Source organism: Actinomadura chokoriensis, from assembly GCF_041463665.1.
Classification (GTDB): domain Bacteria; phylum Actinomycetota; class Actinomycetes; order Streptosporangiales; family Streptosporangiaceae; genus Spirillospora; species Spirillospora chokoriensis_A.
The window spans coordinates 86,571-107,314 of sequence record NZ_JAXCEJ010000024.1 but is presented as its reverse complement, the minus strand read 5'-3'; the positions used below and the strand labels follow the sequence as shown (position 1 = coordinate 107,314).

Here is a 20,744-nt window from a genome sequence, read left to right as displayed (position 1 = left end):
GCGATGTGGCGCTACGCCCTCCGGCGGCTCCTGCAGGCGGTCCCCGTCTTCATCGGCACGACACTGCTCATCTACGTGATGGTGTTCGCGCTGCCGGGCGACCCGATCCAGGCCCTGGCGGGGGACAAGCCGGTCCCGGAGAACGTCCTGCAGACGCTCCGGGACCGGTACAACCTGAACGACCCGCTCCTGGTGCAGTACGCGAAGTACATGTGGGGCCTCGTCCAGGGCGACCTGGGCGAGAACTACACAGGCCAGAGCGTGTCGGAGATGCTCGGCGGGCGGTGGACGGTGACCGCGCAGCTCGCCGTCACCGCCTGGATCTTCGAGCTGGCCATCGGGATCGCGCTCGGCACGTGGGCGGGCCTGCGCCGCGGCCGGTTCGCCGACACCCTCGTCCTCGGCGGGACGACGCTGGTGATCGCGGTGCCGGTGTTCGTCCTCGCGTACGCCGCGCAGCTGCTGTTCGGCCTGCACTGGCAGATCTTCCCCACGGCCGGGACGGACGACGGCTGGCCGATGAGCTACCTGCTGCCCGGCATCGTGCTCAGCTCGCTCGGCCTGTCGTACGTGGCGCGGCTGACCCGCACGAGCCTGTCGGAGAACCTGCGGGCCGACTACGTGCGCACCGCGAACGCCAAGGGCCTGTCGCGGACGCGGGTGGTCGGCCGGCACGCGCTGCGCAACTCGCTGATCCCGGTCGTCACCTACCTCGGCGTCGACTTCGGGAGCCTGATGGGCGGCGCGGTGGTGACCGAGGGCATCTTCAACCTGCCCGGCATCGGGCAGCAGGTGTTCCAGTCGATCCAGCTGAAGGAGGGGCCGGTCGTGGTCGGCGCGGTCACCGTCCTGGTGCTGATCTTCCTGCTGGTCAACCTGGTCGTGGACCTGCTGTACGGGGTGCTCGACCCGCGGATCAGGTACGAGTGAGGCGCGCATGACGATCAAGGAGCCGGACGCCGGGCCGCCCGGCCCCGCACCGGAGCAGGCGCCGGCCGCCGGGGCGCCGGGGACGAGCGCCGCCGCGGTCGCCGCCGTCGGCGGCGAGCTCGGCCGCGCGTCGCTGTGGGACGACGCGTGGCGCGACCTGCGGCGCCGGTGGGTGTTCTGGGGCTCGGTGGCGATCCTCGCGGTCGTGGCGGTGATGGCCGCCTTGCCGAGGCTGTTCACCGCCCAGCACGTCAACGAGGGCTGCGACCCGAACGACGCCAAGCTGGGCCCGTCCGGCGACCACTGGTTCGGCACCGACCTCGCGGGCTGCGACTACTACGCGCACGTCGTGCACGGCGCCCGCCCGACGCTGCTGATCGGCGTCGCGGTCACCGTGTTCGCGCTGGCGATCGCGCTCGTGCTCGGGCTGCTCGCCGGCTACTACGGCGGCGTCCTGGACGCGGTGATCGCGCGGCTCACCGACGTGTTCTTCGGGCTGCCCTTCGTGCTCGGCGCCACGGTGATCCTGGTGGCGTTCCCCTCGCACGGCGTGGGGGCGATGACGCTGGTGCTGGTGCTGCTCGGCTGGACGACGATGATCCGCATCATGCGCGGCCAGGTCATCTCCGTCCGGGACGCCGACTACGTGCAGGCGTCGCGGCTGCTCGGCGCGTCCGACGCGCGGATCATGGCCCGGCACATCCTGCCGAACGCGATCGCGCCGGTGATCGTGGTCGCCACCCTCAACGTCGGCAACGTGATCGTGGGGGAGGCGACGCTGGACTTCCTCGGCGTCGGCCTGCAGTACCCGGAGGTGTCCTGGGGGCTCCAGCTGAACCAGGCGAAGGACTCCTTCATCGACCACCCGCACCTGCTGATCTTCCCCGCGGTGTTCCTGTCGGCGACGGTGCTGAGCTTCCTGATGCTCGGCGACGCCGTCCGCGACGCCCTCGACCCGAAGCTGCGGTGACCCATGCTCACGGACATCAAGGACGACCCGGCCCCCGAGCCCGAACCGCTGCTGCGCGTCGACGACCTGCATGTGCGGTTCCGGGTGCGCGGCCAGGACGTCCACGCGGTGAACGGCCTGTCGTACACCCTCGACGAGGGGGAGACGCTGGCGATCCTCGGCGAGTCGGGGTCGGGGAAGAGCGTCGCGGCTCAGGCCGTCATGGGCATCCTGGACGTTCCGCCCGCCCGCGTCGAGCGCGGCTCGGTGAGACTGCGCGGCGTGGAGCTGCTCGGCCTGCCCGAGCGGCGCCGCCGCGCCTACCGCGGCGACCGCATCTCGATGATCTTCCAGGACGCGCTGACCGCGCTGAACCCGGTGTTCACCGTCGGCGACCAGCTCCGCGAGATGTACCGGGTGCACCGCGGCCTCGGCCGCCGGGCGGCCCGGGACAAGGCGGTCGAGCTGATGGAGCGGGTGCGGATCCCGTCCGCCGCCGAGCGGCTCGGCGACTACCCGCACCAGTTCTCCGGCGGCATGCGCCAGCGCATCATGATCGCGATGGCGCTGGCGCTGGAGCCGGACGTCCTCATCGCCGACGAGCCGACGACCGCGCTGGACGTCACCGTGCAGGCGCAGATCATGCGGCTGCTCGCCGGGCTCCAGGACGAGCTGCGGATGGGCATGGTGCTGATCACCCACGATCTCGGCGTCGTCGCCGGCGTCGCGGACCGGATCGTCGTCATGTACGCGGGGTCGGTCGCCGAGCAGGCGCCCGCCCGCGAGCTGTACGCGCGGCCCGCCCATCCGTACACGAAGGGCCTGCTGGCGTCGGTGCCGCGGCTGGACCGGCGCGGCGCGCCGCTCGTCCCGATCAAGGGGGCGCCGCCGAACCCGGCCGCGCTGCCGCCCGGCTGCCCGTTCCAGCCGCGCTGCTCGCGCGCCGAGGCGCGCTGCGCGGCCGAGCGGCCACCCCTCGTCAACGTCGCGCCGGGACACGACGCGGCCTGCCACTTCGCCGAGGAGGTCCACGGTGCCGGACCCGAGTGAGGACCCGATCCTGCGGGTGGAGGGGCTCGTCAAGCACTACCCGGTGACCCGCGGCGTGGTGGTCAAGCGCGCGGTCGGCCACGTGAAGGCCGTGGACGGGGTCGATCTGGAGCTGCGCCGCGGCGAGACGCTCGGCGTCGTGGGCGAGTCCGGCTGCGGGAAGTCGACGCTGGCGAAGCTGCTGCTCGCCGCCGAGCGTCCCACCGCCGGGACGGTCCGCTTCGACGGCCGGGACGTGTTCGCGCTGCCGAAGCCGGAGCTGCGGGCCCTGCGCCGCCGCATCCAGATGGTGATGCAGGACCCGTACTCGTCCCTCGACCCCCGGATGACGGTCGGCGACATCGTCGGCGAGCCGTTCGCGATCCACCCGGACGCGGCGCCGAAGGGCGAGCGGCGCAGGCGCGTGCAGGAACTGCTGGAACTCGTCGGCCTCGATCCCGGCCACGTCAGCCGGTACCCGCACCAGTTCTCCGGCGGGCAGCGCCAGCGCGTCGGCATCGCCCGCGCCCTCGCGCTGCGCCCCGACGTGATCGTGTGCGACGAGCCGGTGTCGGCACTGGACGTCTCCGTCCAGGCTCAGGTGATGAACCTGCTCGCCGAACTGCAGAACGAGCTGGGCCTGGCGTACGTGTTCATCGCGCACGACCTGGCCGCCGTCCGGCACATCTCCGACCGCGTCGCCGTCATGTACCTCGGCAAGGTCGTCGAGACCGGGGACGGGACGCAGATCTACGAGCACCCGACGCACCCCTACACGCAGGCGCTGCTGTCGGCCGTCCCGGTGCCCGATCCGGACGCGCCCGGCTGGTCGGGCGAGATCCGGCTGGAGGGCGAGCCGCCGTCGCCGCTGGACCCGCCGTCGGGCTGCCGGTTCCGCACCCGCTGCTGGAAGGCCCGGGACGTCTGCGCGGAGGAGGCGCCGGCGCTGGAGGAGCGGGAGGGCTCCGCCCACCCCAGCGCGTGCCACTTCGCCGCCGAGGCCGCCCTCACCGAGCGAACCTGACAGCCGGCGGATGGCCCGGCGGCGGGATCCGTAGGGTGGGGGCATGGCACGCAAGGGCAGGCACGGTCCCCGGCCGCGGACCTACGAGATCGATGGCGGGGAGGCCGAGCTGCTGCGCGACGCCGACCGCGACGGCGGCTGGATGCTGCTCGTCGGCGGCGTGCCGCAGTCCTACGTCGACCTGTCCGACCCCACCTACCTCGACTTCGAGTACATGCGGCTGATCGGCGACGTCGTCGACTCCATCGGCGTGGACGGCGAGGCGTTCGATGTGGTCCACATCGGCGGCGCCGGGTGCACGCTGCCCCGCTACATCGCCGCGACCCGGCCGGGCTCCCGGCAGATCGTGCTGGAGCCGGACGCGAAGCTGGTGCAGCTCGTCCGCGAACACCTGCCGGTCAAGGGCGTCCCCGGGCTGCGGATCCGCATCACCGACGGGCGCACCGGCATCGCGGCGCTCGCCGACGACGCCGACGACCTGGTGGTGATGGACGCCTTCGCCGAGGCGTCGATGCCGCCCGAGCTGGCCACCCGCGAGTTCGTCCTGGACGCCGCGCGGGTGCTGCGGCCACGGGGCGTCTACCTGGTCAACGTCGCCGACGGGTTCCGGCTGCCGTTCGCGCGCCGGGTGACCGCCACGATCCGGTCGGTGTTCCGGCACACGGTGCTGATGGGCGATCCGGGGGTGCTGCGGGGCCGCCGGTTCGGGAACCTGATCGTGGCCGCGTCGCAGGAGCGGCTGCCGGTCGCCGAGCTGACCCGCCGCGCGGCGGGCGGCATCGTCCGGGCCAGGGCCATGGACGGCGGCGACCTCGCCGCGTTCTGCGCCGGCGCCGCGCCCCTGCACGACGGCGAGGAGATCGTCACGCCCGTCCCGCCGCCGCAGGTCTTCGGATCGTCCTGACAGACCGGCCCGGCGTCACTTCCCGGAGGACCCCACGGGTACCGGTGGGGACGGCCTTCCCCTCCCGTATCGGTCTCATCCCGCCGCGCCATGTCCCATAATCGAGCGATGGAGTCGTCCACCCGAATTCTTATTCTCGGCATGGATTCGTCGGGGAGAATTCTGCAGTTCGACCGAAATGCCGCCGCCGTGCTCTCCCGGAATGCGGACGATTTGCTGGGCAGCTGCCTGGACGAGGTGTTCCCCGGCGCGCGGGAGCCGCTGCTGGAGGCCCTGAAGGCGGGCCGGGAGCGCACCGCCATGCTCGCCGTGGAGACCCCCGCGAGCGGCACGCTGGACGCGGTGGTGACCGTCCACCCGATGAACGGCGGCGGCGCGCCCGGCCTCGCGGCGCTCGCCGTGATCCGGGTCCCGGTGCCGCTCGCGGAGCGGTTCGTCGACCCGGCCGTCATCCGCCGGGCGCTGCTCGACGACGCGCTGCCGCGCATCGGCTCCACCCTCGACCTGGAATTGCTGGCCCGCGGCCTGATGGACGTCCTCGTCCCGCATTTCTGCAACTCGGGCGCGCTGCTGCTGGCCGAGAGGCACATCGACGCCGACGAGCCGCCCGAGGGTCCGGACGGGCCGCAGCTGCGCCGGATGGCGCTCGGGTTCGACGACGGCGACCCGGGCTGGGACGCGGCCTTCCCGACCGGCGAGTCGCTCGCCTACCCGCCGGGCACGCCGCACGCGCTGTGCCTGGAGTCCGGCGAGCCGGTGCTGCGCGTCCTCGACGACGAGGGCGCGGCGCGGCTCGCCGTCGCGTGGCGCCGCCCGCCGGTCGCCGAGCTGCTCAAGGGCGCGTCGATGCTGTTACTCCCGATCACGTCCGCGGCGGGCGTGCTCGGGTTCTTCGCCTGCACCCGCAACGCGGGCCACCGGCCGTTCGACGCCTACGACGTCGAGATCGGGATGGAGTTCGCCAACCGCGCGTCCATCTTCGTGGAGAGCGCCCGCCAGTACTCGCAGGAGCGCGCCACCGCGCTCACCCTGCAGCGCAGCCTCCTGCCGACGGGCCTGTCGGCGCCGTCGCCGGTCGAGGTGCACCACCGCTACCTGCCGGGCAGCCGCCGCATCGAGGTCGGCGGCGACTGGTACGAGTCGATCGCGCTGCCGGGCGGCCGGGTCGCGCTGGTGGTCGGGGACGTGGCCGGGCACGGGGTGAAGGCCGCCGTCACGATGGGACGGCTCCGCACCGCCATCCACACCCTCGCCGGGCTCGAACTGCCGCCCGCCGAGGCACTGGAGCGGCTCGACTCGCTGATGCGGACGCTCGGCGAGCGCGAGCCGCACTTCGCCACCTGCGCGTACGTCGTCTACGACGCGGTCAGCGGGCAGTGCGAGGTGGCGAGCGCGGGGCACCTGCCGCCGCTGCTCGCCCCGCCCGGCGCCGAGCCGAGGTACCTGCCGGTGCCGCCCGCGCCGCCGCTCGGCGTCGGCGGCGACGGCCCGATCGTGACCCGCGAGTTCACCGTCGAGGACGGCACCGTCCTGTTCCTCTACACCGACGGCCTGGTGGAGAACCGCGCCCGCGACATCGACGACGGGCTCGCCCGGCTGCTCGCCACGTTCGGCCCGGACGCCGCGGCCCGCCCGCTGGAGGACCTGTGCCAGGCGGCGCTCGACGGCGTCTACGACGACCAGCACCGCGACGACATCGCGATGCTGGTGGCGCGGCTGGCGCGCATCCCGGCCGACCACCACGCCACCTGGGAGCTGCCCGCCGAGCCCGCCGCCGTCCGCCGCGCCCGCGGCCTCGTCCGGGACCAGCTCGCCCGATGGGACCTCGACGAGCTGACCCACCCCACCATGCTGCTGGTGTCCGAGCTGGTCACCAACGCGATCCGGCACGCCGGCGGGCGCATCAGGCTGCGGCTGGTGCGGGAGGGCGGCCTGGTCTGCGAGGTCTACGACTCCTTCGACGGACGCCCCCGCATCCGCCTCCACGACGACGAGGGCGACATGCTGGAGACGGGCCGCGGCCTGCACGTCGTGGGCCGGCTGGCGCAGCGCTGGGGCGTGCGCCGCACCTCCGGCGGCAAGGTCGTCTGGTGCGAGCAGGACCTCTCCTGACTGCGGCACCACGCGGCGCGGCGACGGGGCCGCGCCGGGTGGCGGCCGGGGCCGGGCACGCCTAGCGCAGCACCGAGATGTGCACGTGGTCGTAGTGGTTCTGGGTGAGGCTGCCGCGGTCCTCCATCGGCCGCCACCCGCCGCCGCGCACGTTCCAGATGTGCTGCTTCCAGATGACGTAGGAGACGCCGAGCCGCCGCGCGTTCGCGACCGCGTACCGGGCGACCTGGTCGCCGTGCCGCACCGCGCCGGCGCTCGGCATCCGCCCGCCGGTGCTCTCCATGAAGTCGCAGGCGCGGCCGTCGCCGTGGTCCTGCGGGTCGCCGGTGGAGCGGTAGCAGCCGATGGTCGGGAACGGGCCGAACAGTCCCGCGATCTCCAGCAGGACGGCCCGCATCGTCGGCGTCATCATGTTGCCGGTGATGGGGGTCCGGTCGCCCGCCGCGCCGTCCGGCCGCCCGGTCAGCTGCGGGCGTCCCTTCTGCTTCGACGGTGAGGCGGGCTTGCGGGGCCGCGTCAGCGCCGCCACCTTCGTCCCGCGCGGGAGGATCTTCCCCAGCCGTTCGGCGAGCTTGCGGACGTCGGCCTTCGGGGCGCTGATGACGAGGCCGTTCCCGTCCGGCAGCCCCAGCGCGCGGGCCTGCTCGCGGGAGACGACGGCGTCGATGTCGCCGATGCCCATCGAGGCGTACGCGCCGACGCGCACCTGCCCCGCAGCCGAGCTCGCGCCCGCCGGGACGACCGCGCCGAGCGGCAGCGCCCCGTCGCGGCCCAGCTCGAACGAGACGGCCAGCCCACCGGACGCGACCGTCTGCCACAGCTGGTCGGACTCGGCGGTCGCCTCCGGGACGAACGCCCGGAAATTCGACGGGTCGACGCCGAGCAGCCCCATCCGGCGCCCGCCGACGCCGGCCCGGGCGGCGTCCACCACGGTGAGCCCCGCGACGCCCTTGAGCCGCCGCGCCCGCTCGACGACCGGCGGCGGCAGCGTGGCCGTCCCGGCGACCAGCAGGTGCGGCGTGTAGCGGCGGGTCAGCGGGGCGACCGCCGGGGCCTGCGGAGCCGCGCCGCGGTCCACCGACACGAGGTTCCCGGCGCTTTCCGGCGCGTCGCCGGGCCGGGTGAGGAGCACGGTGACGTCGGCCGCCAGCGTGAGGACGATCGCCGCCCCGATGAACGCGGAGAGAGCCCCGCCGCTCCGTCGCATCCGACCCCGATCCCCTCGCCGTCCCTTGCGGCATCGTAGGGGAGCGCGGCGCGGCGCGGAATGTCCCGGCCGCTCAGTCCCACCAGAACGACCAGTGCGTCTTGCCGCGGATCTCCTCCGCGTACCCGGCGAGGGTGCCCGGGCCCTGGAAGAGGATGTCGGGGCAGAACGCCCAGTGCTCGGCCGCCACGTGGACGGCGTGCCGCGTGGTGACCGGGGGCGCGGCGATGCTGAGCTCCAGGGTGTTGAACCCGAGCCCGACTACGCGGGCGCCGAACCGGTCCTCCCAGCCGCGCAGGACGGCCGACAGCGGCGCGGTCCACTCGTTGTGGTTGAGGGCGCCCTGCCAGCCGGCGGCGGTGAGCGCGTCCGCGCCCCGCTCCACCGGGACCAGGCCGAGCGACGGGCCGCGTCCGGCGAGGACGCGGGCGTAGCGGTCGGCCATCGTGTCCGGGTCGTCGAGCGGCACGCCGGCCGGGGCGGGGCCGGGGCAGTGCCTGCCGTAGGGGGCGAGGTCGTCCAGGTCGTCGTCGGCGGCCTGCTCGGCGAAGTCGGCCCACACCTCGTACATGAACGCGTGGGGGTGGTAGTTGGCGACCTCCGCCACCGGCTCGGGCGCGATCTGGCCGGCCGCCCAGGGCTGGTCGCTCTCGTCCATCAGCAGCGGCCAGAGCCCGGACCGGTGGTGCTCGGCGCGCAGCGCGGCCCACAGGTCGGCGCGGACGGGGTCGTCGCTCAGCCAGAACGCGGGCCGCAGGAGCGGCCGCCGCTGCGGGTAGCCGGGATCGGGCCAGACGAGATCCCCGTCGGGCAGCGGCACCGACAGCGTCCGCCCGGCGCCGTCCGCGACGCCGTCGTCGAACAGCTGCGGCAGATCGCCCGGCAGGTGCCGGACCTCCACATCATCCATTTCACGCCGTTCCGGTACAGAGCATGCCAGTGGCGATCGTAACGGCGGGGAGGCCGCCGAGGGGACGAGCCGTGCGGTTCGGTCGTCCCGGGGGGCCCGTTCCACGCGAAGCCGGGTCGGCCGGCCCGCCCGCCGGCCTCGCGAACCCGCCCGTGGGCGGCCCTGGTGCGCGATGATGGCGAGGCGCATCGACGGCCCGGAGAAGGGACGACGCTCGAAGTGAACCTGCCGCGCGGATCCGCAGAGGACGGCTTTGCCGGCTCCGGGCCCACCGAGGGCCGTCCTGAACTCGTGAGGGTGCGCCGCGCCGTGCGCGCTCTGCTGCTGGACGGGGACGCCCTCGTCCTGCTGCGCCGCACCCGCCCGGACCGCCCCGTCTACTGGACGACCCCCGGCGGCAAGATCGAACCGACCGACGCGTCCCCGGAGGCCGCGCTGCGCCGCGAACTGGACGAGGAACTCGGCGCGACCGCCGGGGCCGTCCGCCAGGTCTTCGCCTCCAGCGAGCAGAGCCCCGATCTGCACCGCCTCAGCACCTTCTACGTGTGCCGCCTGACCTCGATGGACCTGTCCCGCCGGCACGGCCCCGAATTCGCGGACCCCTCGAAGGGCCGCTACGACGTGGACCTCGTCCCCTGCGCCCCCGCCGCCCTGTCGGCCATCGACCTGATCCCCGAGGCCCTCGCCGCCTACCTGCAGGACAACACCGCCGACCTTCCCGGCCTTGCCCCGTAGGTCTTGTCAGAAGTGACGGCATGTGCGAATTTTGCGGGACTTCTGTGATCAAGGAGTCCCTATGTCGCGTACCGGCCTGCGCGTGGCGGGAACCGCGGTGGTCGCCGCCGCCGCCCTGACCCCCGTGCCCTCGTCCGCCGACGCCACCGGCGAACGCGGCATGACGGCGACCATCCGCTACACCGAGTACGGCATCCCGCACATCACCGCCCCGGACTACGCGGGCCTCGGATACGGCACCGGCTACGCGGCGGCGAAGGACAACATCTGCCTGCTCGCGCAGGGCGTCGTCACGCTGAGCGGGGAACGCTCCAAGTACTTCGGCCCGGACGCCTCGCCGGACAGGTCGCTGTCGTCGGCGTCCACCAACCTGGCCAGCGACCTCTTCTTCACCGGGATCAACGACAGCGGGATCGTCGAGCGGCTGGGCACCTCGCCCGCGCCCCTGGGGCTGAGCGTCCAGATGCGCGAACTCAGCCGGGGCTGGGCGGTCGGCTACAACCGCTACCTGCGCGAAGGCAAGATCACCGACCCGGCGTGCAGGGGTGCCGCGTGGCTGCGGCCCATCACCGAGCTGGACGTCGCCCGACGCGGCTACGCCCTCGCCATGCTCGGCGGCTCAGGCATGGTCACCGACCAGATCACCGAGGCGGCGCCACCCGGCGGCACGCAGCCCAAGGCCCGGTCCCTGGAGAAGGCCGCCGAGGGCGCGCGCAAGCTGCTCGCGAACACCGACATGGGTAGCAACGCCATCGCCGTGGGCGCCGACGCCACCGCGACCGGGCGCGGCCTGCTCCTCGGCAACCCGCACTACCCGTGGCACAGCGGGCGGCGGTTCTGGCAGATGCAGCAGACGATCCCCGGGAAGCTGGACGTGAGCGGCGCGGCCCTGTTCGGCTCGCCGTCCGTCAACATCGGGCACACCTCGACGATCGCGTGGAGCCACACGGTCGCGACCGGCGTCCCGTTCACGCTGACGGAACTGCGCCTGGTGCCGGGTGACCCGACGTCCTACTTCGTGGACGGCAAGACGGAGAGGATGACCCAGCGCAGGGTCACCGTTCAGGTCAAGCAGCCGGACGGCTCGCTCCAGCCGGTCACCAAGACGCAGTGGCGGACCCGCTACGGTCCGATCGTCACGTCTGTCTCGTCCGTCGGCCTTCCGTGGACGACCTGGAACGCGTACGCGCTCACGGACCCGAACGCCACCAACCTGCGTCTGGCCGACACCTCGCTCGCCCTGGGCAAGGCCCGCACCACCGACGACGCCCTGCGTGCCCTGAAGCAGACCCAGGGCCTGCCATGGGTCAACACCATCGCGGCCGACTCGCGAGGGAAGGCGCTGTTCGCCCAGATCCAGGTACTGCCCAATGTCACGGACGCGTTCGCGGACCGCTGCAACTCCCTCCTCGGGCACCTGACGTTCCGCCAGGCGGGCCTCGCGATCCTGGACGGCACCCGATCGTCCTGCGCGCCTGGGAAGGCCCCGGGCACCGTCCAGCCGGGCATCCTCGACCCCGATCGGTATCCCGTGCTGAACCGAGGCGACTACGTCACCAACTCCAACGACAGTTACTGGCTGTCGAACGCGGAGGAGCCGCTGACCGGCTACGGCCGGATCATCGGCGACGAGAAGACCGCTCGCAGCCTCCGCACGAGGAGCGGCGTCGTCTCCGTCCAGGACCAGCTCGCCAAGAGCAGGTTCACCCGCGCCGACATGCAGGACCTCGTCTTCGCGAACCGCAGCCACGCAGGGGAACTCGCCGCCGGCGGGACGGTGAAGATGTGCCGCGAGATGCGCCTCGGTGAGCCCTGCGATGTCCTGGCCGAATGGGACAGGACGGCCGACGCCGGCAGCCGCGGCGCCCTCCTCTTCGACCGCTACTGGCGGAAGGCGCTTTCCGCGTGGGACCTGTGGAAGACGCCATTCGACGCGTCCGACCCGGTCCACACGCCGCGCGACTTCAATCCCGGCTCCTGGGCCGCCCGCAAGGCCCTGATCGACGCGGTGGACGAACTTTGGAAGTCGAACATCCCGCTAGACGCGCCCCTGGGCGACCATCAGTACGTCACCCGCAACGGAGAGAAGATCCCCCTGGGCGGTGGCACAGAGGGCCTCGGTGTGCTCAACAAGATTGAGGCTTCTTGGACACCGGGCAAGGCCTACACAGAGGTCACCACGGGTTCCAGCTACATCCAGGTCGTCTCCTTCGACGGCGACGGCTGCCCAGACACCCGGACCGTCCTCACCTACTCCCAGTCGGCAGACCCGACGTCCCCGCACTACGCCGACCAGACCCGCCTCTTCTCCAAGAAGCAGTGGGTCACCGAGCGTTTCTGCTCCAGCGAGGTCGACAAGGCGCCCGGCCTCAAGGTCGTCACCCTCACCGGGAAGTGACTCCCGTCATCCCGCCGAGGAATCCGGAGGTGGTCCGCCGCAGCGGTCCCGCCCGGACGCCCCGTCACTGCCCAGGGTGCTCCAATGGTCAGTGCCAGGCCGCTGGTCCCCTGGCGACCTGGCACTGGTCCTGTGATCGCGGTCTATCCGGCCCAACACAACCGGCCGGTGTATTTCGCGTACCAGACGGCAGGGTAAGTTCCGAGCTTGGTCACGCCGGGCTTCACGCACATGTCATAGTTCCCGCTGTCCCCGCCCCAGCCGAGTTCGACGTTGATGATGACGTCGGTGCGGGGCGGGGCGTCGCAGTGCCCATAGTTGGCCGATGCATCGCTTCCGACATAGAAGCCGCATCGGAACTGCGCGGCTGCCTTTTGTTCCACCTTGGGAGCGGCGTCGGCGGCAGTGCCCGCCGACAGCAACCCCGCCGTGACGAGCGCGGCCACGGGGGCCACCCGTGTAAGGAGCGTCGCCTTCATGAATCTCCTCCGATCGAAGATCTGAACTTGGTCACGACCATAGGCGCGGGCGGCTTCACAGCCGCTTCAGATCTGCTTCACACGTGCGGAGTGACGACGGTCTCAGGAGTCCGACCTCACGGAGACGTGACGCCGCCGATCCCGTAGAGGAGATAGTCGAGCCCCTGGAGGAAAGCGGCTTCCCACTCGCCGTCGTCCAGGTGGCCGTGCTCGGCGAGAGCCGGGTACAGGTCGCGGCTGCGGGCGAGATACTCGGCGGCGGATGTGCCGTCCTGCGCGCCGACCTCCATGAGCGCGGACCCGATGACGTAGTTCGCCACCGCGTAGGCGGCGGTGGCGAGCCGCGCACCGGCCAGGCCCGTCGTGGCCAGCGTCGCGTAGAGGAAGTCCGTGCGGGAGAGCACGTTGGGACCCAGCAGGGGGCGCCCGCCCAGTACCGCCGCCGACCACGGATGGTCGAGCATCGCGCGCCGCCAGCCCGACATCAACGCGACCACGGCCGCGCGCCACTCCTGATCGCCCTCCGGTAGAGCCACGTCACCGAAGATGCTGTCGAGGGCCAGTTCGAGCACGTCGTCCTTGGTCTTGACGTGCCAGTACAGCGTCGTCGACCCGGTGTCGAGGCGCTCGGCGAGGCGGCGCATGGTGAGTCGCCCGGCACCCTCCTCGTCCAGGAGCGCCACGGCCTCGGCCACGATCCGCTCCCGGGACAGCGGCGGCCCCTCCCGCCGAGCCCGGCGTCCCTCGCGCAGCCACACGCTCCCCGTCATGCGCCAGAGACTAGTACATTGAACGGATACCGGATCATTGGTCTAGTAACTCGACCGCTGTACCAGGAGGGCGCGTGGGGCACATCGAGGTCGGTCGAGTCAGCTACACACTGACCGACGGGCGCCTTCTGCTGGACGACGTCTCCTTCCGGGTGGGGGAGGGGGCGAAGGCCGCGCTCGTCGGCCCGAACGGCGCGGGCAAGACAACGCTCCTGAGACTGATCGCCGGCGACGTCCAGCCGTCGGACGGGGGCGTCACCAGCACCGGCGGCCTCGGCGTGATGCGGCAGTTCATCGGCGGCATCCGTGACGGCCGAAGCGTCCACGACCTGCTGCTGTCGGTGGCGCCCGAACGAGTGCGCGGCGCGGCGGACCGGCTGTCCCGCGCGGAACGCGACCTGGGCGACGGTGAGCGCACCCAGTTCGCCTACGCCGAGGCGATCACCGACTACACGGACGCTGGCGGCTACGACATCGAGGTCGTCTGGGACGCCTGCACGACGGCCGCGCTCGGCCTGCCGTTCGACGAGACGAAGACGCGCGGCGTGACGACCCTCTCGGGCGGGGAGCAGAAGCGCCTCGTCCTGGAGGCGCTCCTGCGCGGCCCGGACGAGGTGCTCCTCCTCGACGAGCCCGACAACTACCTGGACGTGCCCGCGAAGGAATGGCTGGCGGAGAGGCTGCGCGCCACGGCCAAGACCGTCCTCCTGGTGTCTCACGACCGGCAGCTCATCGCCGACACGGCCGACCGGATCATCACCGTGGAATCACGCGACATCTGGGTCCACGGCGGCGGTTTCGCGGGATATGCGCAGGCCCGCCGCGAACGCACCGAACGCCTCCACGAACGGCGCCGCCGCTGGGACGAGGAGCACGCCCGCCTGAAGCAGATCGTCCACGTGCTCCGCCAGCGCGCCGCCGGCAGCGACGCGGTGGCCTCGTCCTACCAGGCCGCCCGCACCCGCCTGCGGCGGTTCGAGGAGGCAGGTCCGCCCCGCAGCGCTCCCAAGGAGCAGAACGTACGGATGCGCCTGCGCGGCGGCCGCACCGGCAAACGCGCGCTGATCTGCGAGTCCCTGCAGCTCACCGGCCTGACCGAGCCTTTCGGCGCCGAGATCTGGTACGGCGAACGCGTCGCGGTGCTCGGCTCGAACGGCTCAGGCAAGTCGACATTTCTGCGCCTGCTCGCCGGGAACGAGATCCCCCACACCGGCGAGTTCCGCCTCGGCGCCCGCGTGGTGCCCGGCCTCTTCGTCCAGACGCACACTCGCCCCGACCTGCACGGCCGCACACCCGCCGACATCGTGATGACGCAGCACGCGCTCACCCGGAACGACGCCATGGCCGCGCTCGCCCGCTACGAACTCGCCCCCGCAGGCTCCCGCCCGTTCGAGACGCTCTCCGGCGGCCAGCAAGCCCGCCTGCAGATCCTGCTACTGGAACTGTCGGGTGCGACGCTTCTCCTCCTCGACGAACCTACGGACAACCTCGACCTGGCCAGCGCCGAAGCCCTCCAGGAGGGGCTGGCGTCCTTCGCGGGCACCGTCCTGGCCGTCACCCACGACCGCTGGTTCGCCGCCGGCTTCGACCGCTACCTGATCTTCGCCTCGTCCGGCCGGGTCCACGAGTCCCCCGAACCCTCCTGGACCGACCCGCAGCGATGTCGCGGGGGAGGCTGCTCGTGATGGGTTCGCTCACTCGGCGTCACTCCCGTGGTTGCCCAGGACACCTGCGAGGGCCTCGATCATCAGGCTCGCGATGATCGCCTGCACCAGGGTGGCGAAGCGGATCTGATCCGCGCTGACCAGATTGGAGTGCCTGTGCGGTGGTCACGCCGACCTTGGCGGTGTTGATGCAGGCTAGGCCGGGCACGACGCCGCCGCGCTTGCATGGACGTCCCGCAGGCAGGCGGACACCGCATATTGGCTGAGTTCACCCCGGGCCTCCATCCCACGTTTCCGGACACTGGCCTCTATGCGCGCGCGCATGCCACGCCGTCCCGCGCGGAATCTGACTACCTGCCGCGCGGTGATCGAAGGTGGCCGCCCACGCTGACGCGCAGCCGCCGAACCCGGCGTGAGAGACCATCACAGGATCGAGTTGAAGCTCCCCTTGGGGGAGGTGCCATGGTTCAGGCATGGACGGTGTCTACTCGATCGGCGAGTTGGCGCGGCTCGGGGGAGTCACGGTGAAGGCCGTGCGCTTCTACTCGGAGCGCGGGCTGGTGCCGGAGTACGGCAGAAGCGCGGCGGGGCACCGGCGGTACGGCCCCGAGGCCGTGGTGCGCCTGGGGCTGGTGCGGACGCTTCGCGAACTCGGGATCGACCTCGGCACCATCGAGAAGATCTTGGACCGTCGGCTACCGGCCGCCGAGGCCGCAGCTGCTCACGCAGAGGCGGTAGCCGTGCAGATGCGGGTGCTGCGGCTGCGGTACGCGGTCCTTTCGGCGGCGGCCCGGCGCGGCTCCACACCCGAGGAGATGGACTTCATGCACCGACTCGCCCGACTGTCCGCCGCTGAGCGCGACGCTCTCGTCGACGACTTCCTGCACAGCGCCTTCGGGGATCGCGATGCGGGGCCGCTTTCGCGCGTCCTGCACCGGTCCATGGCGCCCGAACTGCCGGACGACCCCACATCCGAGCAGTTGGAGGCATGGGTGGAGTTGGCCGAACTCGCCGAGGACCCGGAGTTCCGGTCACTGATGCGCGGTCTGTTCACCAAGCACTCCGGTATGGAAACGGCTCCGCCGCGCAAGCACATCGTCGCGCTGGTCGCGGACGCCGTGGCCCCATTGCTGGCCGCCGACGCCACCACCGACTCAGCAGAAGCGGCGCAGGTCGTCTCGCGAATCGCCGCCGCCTACGCCGCCGTCCAGGGACACGCCGACGACGCCGCCCTACGCGAAAGCCTCACCGCCTACCTGACCGCCGCCGTCGACCCGCGCCGCGAGCGATACTCCGAACTGCTTTCCGTCATCAACGGCTGGGACCCACCCGACTATCCAAGCGAGGAACTCGACTGGTTCCTCGCAGCGATGGCCCAGACCGAGCAATAGCCGCACCGTGGACGGTGGCAGACATCATCCCGCCGCATGAGATGCTCCGCTCGCAAATCGTGATCACGAATGTGGCTCACTTGTCGGTAGGGTGCGGGTGTGCCTGAGGTCTGGGACGAAGCGCAGCTGATCGCGGACGGATTCGAGCGTGTGCACGTCGAACTTGACTGGTACGACGGACCGCGCGTCGGCGTCGCCGACATCGACGGCAAGCCCCACTACTTCAAGGGCCACCACTACGAGCGCGCCCACGAAGACGACGAGTACCTGGTCTGGCCCGCGAGCAGTGCGGGACTGGAGTGGGAGCTCGAGCAGTCGGCGATTTACATCAGGTGGAACGAGCGCTGCCAGGCAGGGCTGGTAGGGCCCGAGACCCATCCCGGCTTTGGAGGCAACGCCCGCTACGACGAGTTGGACTCGCTGCTCGCGCCGCACCGGCGAGCGCCGGACGACGCGCGGCGAATGAAGCGCGAAATGCGTTTCGTTGCCAGAGACCCTGGCGAGGTCGAGTCCCTGAACTACTGGTTCCGATGGCGCCAAAGCACCTGAAGACACCTAGGACACGCCGAAGGTGTGCCTTCGGTGGTTGGCGAAGACGTTTCGTTAGAAGGTGGCCTTGCTCAGGGGAGGTTGAATCGGCCGTCCTGCACCTCGGCCACTCGGCTGCGGGTCGAGGTTCAGGACGAGGGCGCGCGCGGGCGCGGCCGATCGTGCCGCCTCAGAGGACGGGCTGAGCGAGTCCGGGCGGGGGCTCGTGATCGTGGACGGGCTCGCCGACCGGTGGGGGATCGCCGACGGCGAGGACGACGTCTCCGTGTGGTCCGAGGTGGTGAGCGGATAGCAGGGGTGTGATAGCCGGCGGGTGAATCGGTATTGGTTCTGCGGTGCCCGGCGGGGGAGGGTGGGGGCGTGAGCGATCTGGAGGACTGGCCGGGGAGCGGGCTCAGCGACGAGGAACTGGACGTCGCCTACAACGTGCGGCGGAAGGCGGGCGAGGAACTCTTCGCGCGCCACATGGCGCGGTACCGGGAGATGTCAGAGCAGGCCGTGGACGGGTTGCCCGGCCATCCAGGGATCGTCTACGACGAGGCCAGCGGCGAGCGGCTCGATGTGTGGGGAACCGGGGACGGCCTGCGGCCCGTGTTCGTCTTCCTGCACGGCGGCTACTGGATGGCGCTGTCGCGGGACGTGTCGTCCTTCATGGCGCGGGCGCTTCACGAGCGGGGCGTCGCGACCGTGGTGCCCGACTACACCCTCGCGCCGGAAGCGTCACTTGAGGAGATCGTCCGGCAGGTGCGGGCGGCCGTGGCGTGGGTGCACCGGCAGGGACGCGAGCACGGGCTCGATCCCGAGCGGATCGTGGTGGGCGGCAGTTCGGCGGGCGGGCACCTGACCGGGATGACGATGGTCGGCGGCTGGCAGGACGCCTTCGGGGTTCCGGAGGACGTCGTCAAGGCCGCGATGCCGTTCAGCGGGCTGTTCGACATCCGGCCGATCACACGCATCTATGTCAACGAGTACGTGAAGCTCGATCTGGAGCGGGCTGCGGCGCTGAGCCCCGCTCTGCTGGACACCGGCCATCGGTGTCCTGCGGTCTTCGTGGCCGGGGAGCATGACGGTGACGGGTTTCTGGAGCAGTCGCGGCTTTTCCAGCCGCGGTGGGGCGCCGGTGAGCTGATGGTCGTCCCGGGACGGGATCACTTCGACGTCGTGCTCGATCTCGCCGATCCGGATTCGCGGGTGAGCGCGGCGCTGACGGGCCTGTTCAGCCGGTGAGCTCGGCCGCCTCGCGCTGGAGGTGGTCGAGCATCAGCCGGGCGGAGGGCGTCGGGGTGCGGTGTGCGGGGAGCGTGACGCCCACCTGGCGGCGCACGGTCTCCAGCGGGACGGGGAGCGGCGCGATGTCGGCGTCGGTGCGGGCGACCAGTTCGGGGAGCGCGGCGATCATGTCGGTGTCGCGGACGAGGGTGCGGACGGTCAGCACCGACGTGCATTCGACGAGGTCGCCGGGGAGCGTGAGCCCGGAGGCGCGGAACACCTGCTCCAGTTCGGTGCGCAGCGCCGTCCGCTCCAGCGGCAGCACCCACGGATAGGCCAGGAGGTCGGCGAGGCCGAGACCGGGCAGGGCGCGGGCCGGGTGGTCGTGGCGGGCGACGAGCAGGACGGGCTCGCCGTAGAGCGTGACCTGGCGGAGGCCGCGCAGGTCGTCGATCGGGTTGAGGCGGCCGAGGATCAGGTCGATCTCGCCGTCCAGGAGGCGGGGCACCTGGGCGTCGAACGTCGCCTCCTGGACGATGACCGTGATGCCTGGGCGGTCCTTCTTCAGCGCGGCGATCGCGCGGGGCAGCAGGACGTTGGAGCCCGCCAGGAGGGTGCCGATGGTGACCGTGCCGACCTCGCCGTCCGCCAGTCCGCTGATGCGTTCGCCGGCGCGCCGGAGTTCGGCCAGGACGGCGCGGGCGTGCTCGACGAACGCGTCCCCGAAGAGGGTCGGCGTGACGCCGCGAGGGCCGCGCGTGAACAGGTCGACGCCGAGGATCCTCTCCACTTCCCGCAGGCTGCGGGTGACGGCGGGCTGCGCCAGGTGCAGATGCTCGGCGGCGCGCAGAACGCTGCCGTGGTCGGCGATGGCGACGACGAGCACCAGGTGCCGCAGCTTCAGCCGTCCGTTGAGCAGGTCGATCGCGCGCATGCCGCCTTACTATCACAAGTTCGTGATAGCTCACTGGTCGATTGGTATTTGTCAGGCATAGCTGGTGAGGAAGAGGATCGAGGGCGGAGCCATGTCGGGAGGAACGGATGAAGGCTGAGCACTACGTCGGCGGCGTCTTCCGTTCGGACGGTCCCGGCTTCCCGCTCGTGAACCCCGTGGACGGAACCGAACTGGGCACCGTCCCCGAGGCCACGCGGGAGGTCGTGGACGATGCCGTGACGGCGGCGAGGGCGGCGCTGAAAGCCGAATGGGGCGCGAGGGGCGCCGAGGAGCGGGCCGCCGCGCTGCGGCGGATCGCGGACGGGATCCAGGCCCGCTTCGAGGAGTTCGTCGAGGCCGAGGTCGCCGACACCGGCAGACCCCGGGCGTTCGCCGAGACCGTCGACGTGCCGCGCGCCGCCGGCAACTTCCGCGCCTACGCCGACCTGCTGTACGGACGGCCCGAACGGGCCTACACGACCCGGGTCCCGGGGTGGAGTTCGGGCACGGGCGAGGCGCTCAACTACACGGTGCGGCGCCCGCTCGGCGTCGTCGCGATCATCTCGCCGTGGAACCTCCCGCTGCTGCTGTCGACCTGGAAGATCGCCCCCGCGCTCGCGTGCGGCAACGCGGTCGTCCTGAAGCCGTCGGAGGAGACGCCGTCGACCGCGACCCTCCTCGCCCAGGTCGTCGACAACGCGGGACTGCCCGACGGCGCGTTCAACCTGGTGCACGGGCACGGCGCGGGAGCGGCCGGCGAGTTCCTCACCGGGCACGCGGGCGTGGACGCCATCGCGTTCACCGGCGAGTCGGCGACCGGCGCCGCGATCATGCGCAACGCCGCCGACCACGTCACGCCGGTCTCGTTCGAGCTGGGCGGCAAGAACCCCGCGCTGGTGTTCGCCGACGCCGACCTCGACGCCGCCGTGGACGGGACGGTCCGCTCGTCCTTCACCCACTCCGGCCAGATCTGCCTCTGCACCGAACGCGTCTATGTCGAACGACCCGTCTTCGAGGAGTTCGTCCAGAAACTGGCCGCCCGCGCGAAGGAACTCGATGGCTACGGCCCGATGATCTCGGCCGAGCATCGCGACAAGGTCCTCTCCTACTACAGGCTCGCCCGCGAGGAAGGCGCCACGGTCGTCACCGGCGGCGGCGCACCGACCTTCGGCGACGCGAGGGACGGCGGCTTCCACGTCGAGCCCACCGTCCTCACCGGCCTCCCCGAGACGGCCCGCACGGTGAGAGAAGAGATCTTCGGACCGGTCTGCCACGTCGCTCCGTTCGACACCGAGGACGAGGCCCTGGCGCTCGCCAACGACAGCCCCTACGGCCTCGCCTCCACCGTCTGGACGACCGACCTGTCCAGGGCCCACCGGGTGGCGCCGCGGATCGAGACGGGCATCGTCTGGGTGAACTGCTGGAACCTGCGGGACCTGCGCACCCCGTTCGGCGGTGTCAAGGCGTCCGGAATCGGGAGAGAAGGGGGAGAGTACTCCTTGGACTTCTTCTCCGAACCCGTCAACGTCTGCATCCAGATTTGAGAGCGA

The 20,744-nt window shown here is 71.8% G+C and carries 18 protein-coding genes; 13 read left to right on the top strand and 5 right to left on the bottom strand.

The window, feature by feature from the left end; translation table 11 throughout:
* The first annotated feature begins 3 nt into the window (after nucleotides 1-3).
* The 6 genes from SM418_RS30185 to SM418_RS30160 all read left to right on the top strand — a co-directional run bounded on the left by SM418_RS30185 (nucleotide 4) and on the right by SM418_RS30160 (nucleotide 6,948).
* On the top strand, nucleotides 4-930 hold the full coding sequence (locus SM418_RS30185) for an ABC transporter permease (RefSeq protein WP_371944442.1): 927 nt from the start codon (nucleotides 4-6) through the stop codon (nucleotides 928-930).
* 7 nt (nucleotides 931-937) lie between these two features.
* On the top strand, nucleotides 938-1,900 hold the full coding sequence (locus SM418_RS30180) for an ABC transporter permease (protein ID WP_371944441.1): 963 nt from the start codon (nucleotides 938-940) through the stop codon (nucleotides 1,898-1,900).
* 3 nt (nucleotides 1,901-1,903) lie between these two features.
* A complete protein-coding gene (locus SM418_RS30175) occupies nucleotides 1,904-2,929 on the top strand; it encodes an ABC transporter ATP-binding protein (RefSeq protein WP_371944440.1) in 1,026 nt (341 codons plus the stop codon).
* Nucleotides 2,913-3,932 carry an ABC transporter ATP-binding protein gene (locus SM418_RS30170; protein WP_371944439.1) on the top strand — a complete coding sequence of 340 codons (1,020 nt, stop codon included), beginning with the start codon at nucleotides 2,913-2,915 and terminating at the stop codon, nucleotides 3,930-3,932. The genes SM418_RS30175 and SM418_RS30170 overlap by 17 nt, the downstream gene beginning before the upstream one ends.
* 43 nt (nucleotides 3,933-3,975) lie before the next feature.
* The gene (locus SM418_RS30165) at nucleotides 3,976-4,836 is read left to right on the top strand and encodes a spermidine synthase (RefSeq protein ID WP_371944438.1); all 861 of its coding nucleotides are present in this window, start codon (nucleotides 3,976-3,978) and stop codon (nucleotides 4,834-4,836) included.
* Between the two features lie 108 nt (nucleotides 4,837-4,944).
* Nucleotides 4,945-6,948: a SpoIIE family protein phosphatase gene (locus tag SM418_RS30160; RefSeq protein WP_371944437.1), complete on the top strand. Its 2,004-nt coding sequence runs from the start codon at nucleotides 4,945-4,947 to the stop codon at nucleotides 6,946-6,948.
* A gap of 61 nt (nucleotides 6,949-7,009) precedes the next feature.
* On the opposite strand, the gene SM418_RS30155 is transcribed toward SM418_RS30160, so the two are convergent.
* Both SM418_RS30155 and SM418_RS30150 read right to left on the bottom strand, forming a co-directional pair.
* Nucleotides 7,010-8,155, bottom strand: coding sequence for a VldE C-terminal domain-containing protein (locus tag SM418_RS30155; RefSeq protein WP_371944436.1), 1,146 nt, complete (start codon nucleotides 8,153-8,155; stop codon nucleotides 7,010-7,012).
* A 73-nt stretch (nucleotides 8,156-8,228) separates the two neighbouring features.
* Nucleotides 8,229-9,065: a DUF4253 domain-containing protein gene (locus tag SM418_RS30150; protein ID WP_371944435.1), complete on the bottom strand. Its 837-nt coding sequence runs from the start codon at nucleotides 9,063-9,065 to the stop codon at nucleotides 8,229-8,231.
* 309 nt (nucleotides 9,066-9,374) lie between these two features.
* Here SM418_RS30150 and SM418_RS30145 point away from each other — a divergent pair, with 309 nt between their 5' ends.
* Complete coding sequence (locus SM418_RS30145; RefSeq protein ID WP_371944434.1) at nucleotides 9,375-9,800, top strand: NUDIX hydrolase; 426 nt, start codon at nucleotides 9,375-9,377, stop codon at nucleotides 9,798-9,800.
* Between the two features lie 61 nt (nucleotides 9,801-9,861).
* Entirely contained in the window at nucleotides 9,862-12,198 is a 2,337-nt protein-coding gene (locus tag SM418_RS30140; protein WP_371944433.1) for a penicillin acylase family protein, read from the top strand.
* Nucleotides 12,199-12,341: 143 nt separating this feature from the next.
* On the opposite strand, the gene SM418_RS30135 is transcribed toward SM418_RS30140, so the two are convergent.
* A complete protein-coding gene (locus SM418_RS30135; RefSeq protein ID WP_371944432.1) occupies nucleotides 12,342-12,677 on the bottom strand; it encodes a DUF6355 family natural product biosynthesis protein in 336 nt (111 codons plus the stop codon).
* Nucleotides 12,678-12,793: 116 nt separating this feature from the next.
* The gene (locus tag SM418_RS30130; protein ID WP_371944431.1) at nucleotides 12,794-13,447 is read right to left on the bottom strand and encodes a TetR/AcrR family transcriptional regulator C-terminal domain-containing protein; all 654 of its coding nucleotides are present in this window, start codon (nucleotides 13,445-13,447) and stop codon (nucleotides 12,794-12,796) included.
* A gap of 74 nt (nucleotides 13,448-13,521) precedes the next feature.
* On the opposite strand from SM418_RS30130, the gene SM418_RS30125 reads away from it, so the two are divergent.
* The 4 genes from SM418_RS30125 to SM418_RS30110 all read left to right on the top strand — a co-directional run bounded on the left by SM418_RS30125 (nucleotide 13,522) and on the right by SM418_RS30110 (nucleotide 18,278).
* The gene (locus SM418_RS30125; RefSeq protein ID WP_371944430.1) at nucleotides 13,522-15,132 is read left to right on the top strand and encodes an ABC-F family ATP-binding cassette domain-containing protein; all 1,611 of its coding nucleotides are present in this window, start codon (nucleotides 13,522-13,524) and stop codon (nucleotides 15,130-15,132) included.
* A gap of 452 nt (nucleotides 15,133-15,584) precedes the next feature.
* Complete coding sequence (locus SM418_RS30120) at nucleotides 15,585-16,502, top strand: MerR family transcriptional regulator (RefSeq protein ID WP_371944429.1); 918 nt, start codon at nucleotides 15,585-15,587, stop codon at nucleotides 16,500-16,502.
* 99 nt (nucleotides 16,503-16,601) lie between these two features.
* Nucleotides 16,602-17,051, top strand: a complete 450-nt coding sequence (locus SM418_RS30115; protein ID WP_371944428.1) for a hypothetical protein — start codon at nucleotides 16,602-16,604, stop codon at nucleotides 17,049-17,051.
* A 360-nt stretch (nucleotides 17,052-17,411) separates the two neighbouring features.
* Nucleotides 17,412-18,278 (top strand): alpha/beta hydrolase, encoded by an 867-nt coding sequence (locus SM418_RS30110; protein WP_371944427.1) that lies wholly within the window; start codon nucleotides 17,412-17,414, stop codon nucleotides 18,276-18,278.
* Here SM418_RS30110 and SM418_RS30105 read toward each other — a convergent pair.
* Nucleotides 18,268-19,194, bottom strand: a complete 927-nt coding sequence (locus tag SM418_RS30105) for a LysR substrate-binding domain-containing protein (RefSeq protein WP_371944426.1) — start codon at nucleotides 19,192-19,194, stop codon at nucleotides 18,268-18,270. The two genes, SM418_RS30110 and SM418_RS30105, sit on opposite strands and share 11 nt — an antisense overlap.
* 107 nt (nucleotides 19,195-19,301) lie before the next feature.
* Here SM418_RS30105 and SM418_RS30100 point away from each other — a divergent pair, with 107 nt between their 5' ends.
* Nucleotides 19,302-20,738, top strand: a complete 1,437-nt coding sequence (locus SM418_RS30100; protein WP_371944425.1) for a 2-hydroxymuconic semialdehyde dehydrogenase — start codon at nucleotides 19,302-19,304, stop codon at nucleotides 20,736-20,738.
* The last annotated feature ends 6 nt before the right edge of the window (nucleotides 20,739-20,744 follow it).

Coding starts and splice junctions, on each gene's coding strand:
- SM418_RS30130 (WP_371944431.1), bottom strand. CDS start 13,447: ATGACGGGGAGCGTGTGGCTGCGCGAGGGACGCCGGGCTCGGCGGGAG.
- SM418_RS30180 (WP_371944441.1), top strand. CDS start 938: ATGACGATCAAGGAGCCGGACGCCGGGCCGCCCGGCCCCGCACCGGAG.
- SM418_RS30135 (WP_371944432.1), bottom strand. CDS start 12,677: ATGAAGGCGACGCTCCTTACACGGGTGGCCCCCGTGGCCGCGCTCGTC.
- SM418_RS30120 (WP_371944429.1), top strand. CDS start 15,585: ATGGACGGTGTCTACTCGATCGGCGAGTTGGCGCGGCTCGGGGGAGTC.
- SM418_RS30140 (WP_371944433.1), top strand. CDS start 9,862: ATGTCGCGTACCGGCCTGCGCGTGGCGGGAACCGCGGTGGTCGCCGCC.
- SM418_RS30100 (WP_371944425.1), top strand. CDS start 19,302: ATGAAGGCTGAGCACTACGTCGGCGGCGTCTTCCGTTCGGACGGTCCC.
- SM418_RS30160 (WP_371944437.1), top strand. CDS start 4,945: ATGGAGTCGTCCACCCGAATTCTTATTCTCGGCATGGATTCGTCGGGG.
- SM418_RS30175 (WP_371944440.1), top strand. CDS start 1,904: ATGCTCACGGACATCAAGGACGACCCGGCCCCCGAGCCCGAACCGCTG.
- SM418_RS30150 (WP_371944435.1), bottom strand. CDS start 9,065: ATGGATGATGTGGAGGTCCGGCACCTGCCGGGCGATCTGCCGCAGCTG.
- SM418_RS30105 (WP_371944426.1), bottom strand. CDS start 19,194: ATGCGCGCGATCGACCTGCTCAACGGACGGCTGAAGCTGCGGCACCTG.
- SM418_RS30155 (WP_371944436.1), bottom strand. CDS start 8,155: ATGCGACGGAGCGGCGGGGCTCTCTCCGCGTTCATCGGGGCGGCGATC.
- SM418_RS30165 (WP_371944438.1), top strand. CDS start 3,976: ATGGCACGCAAGGGCAGGCACGGTCCCCGGCCGCGGACCTACGAGATC.
- SM418_RS30185 (WP_371944442.1), top strand. CDS start 4: ATGTGGCGCTACGCCCTCCGGCGGCTCCTGCAGGCGGTCCCCGTCTTC.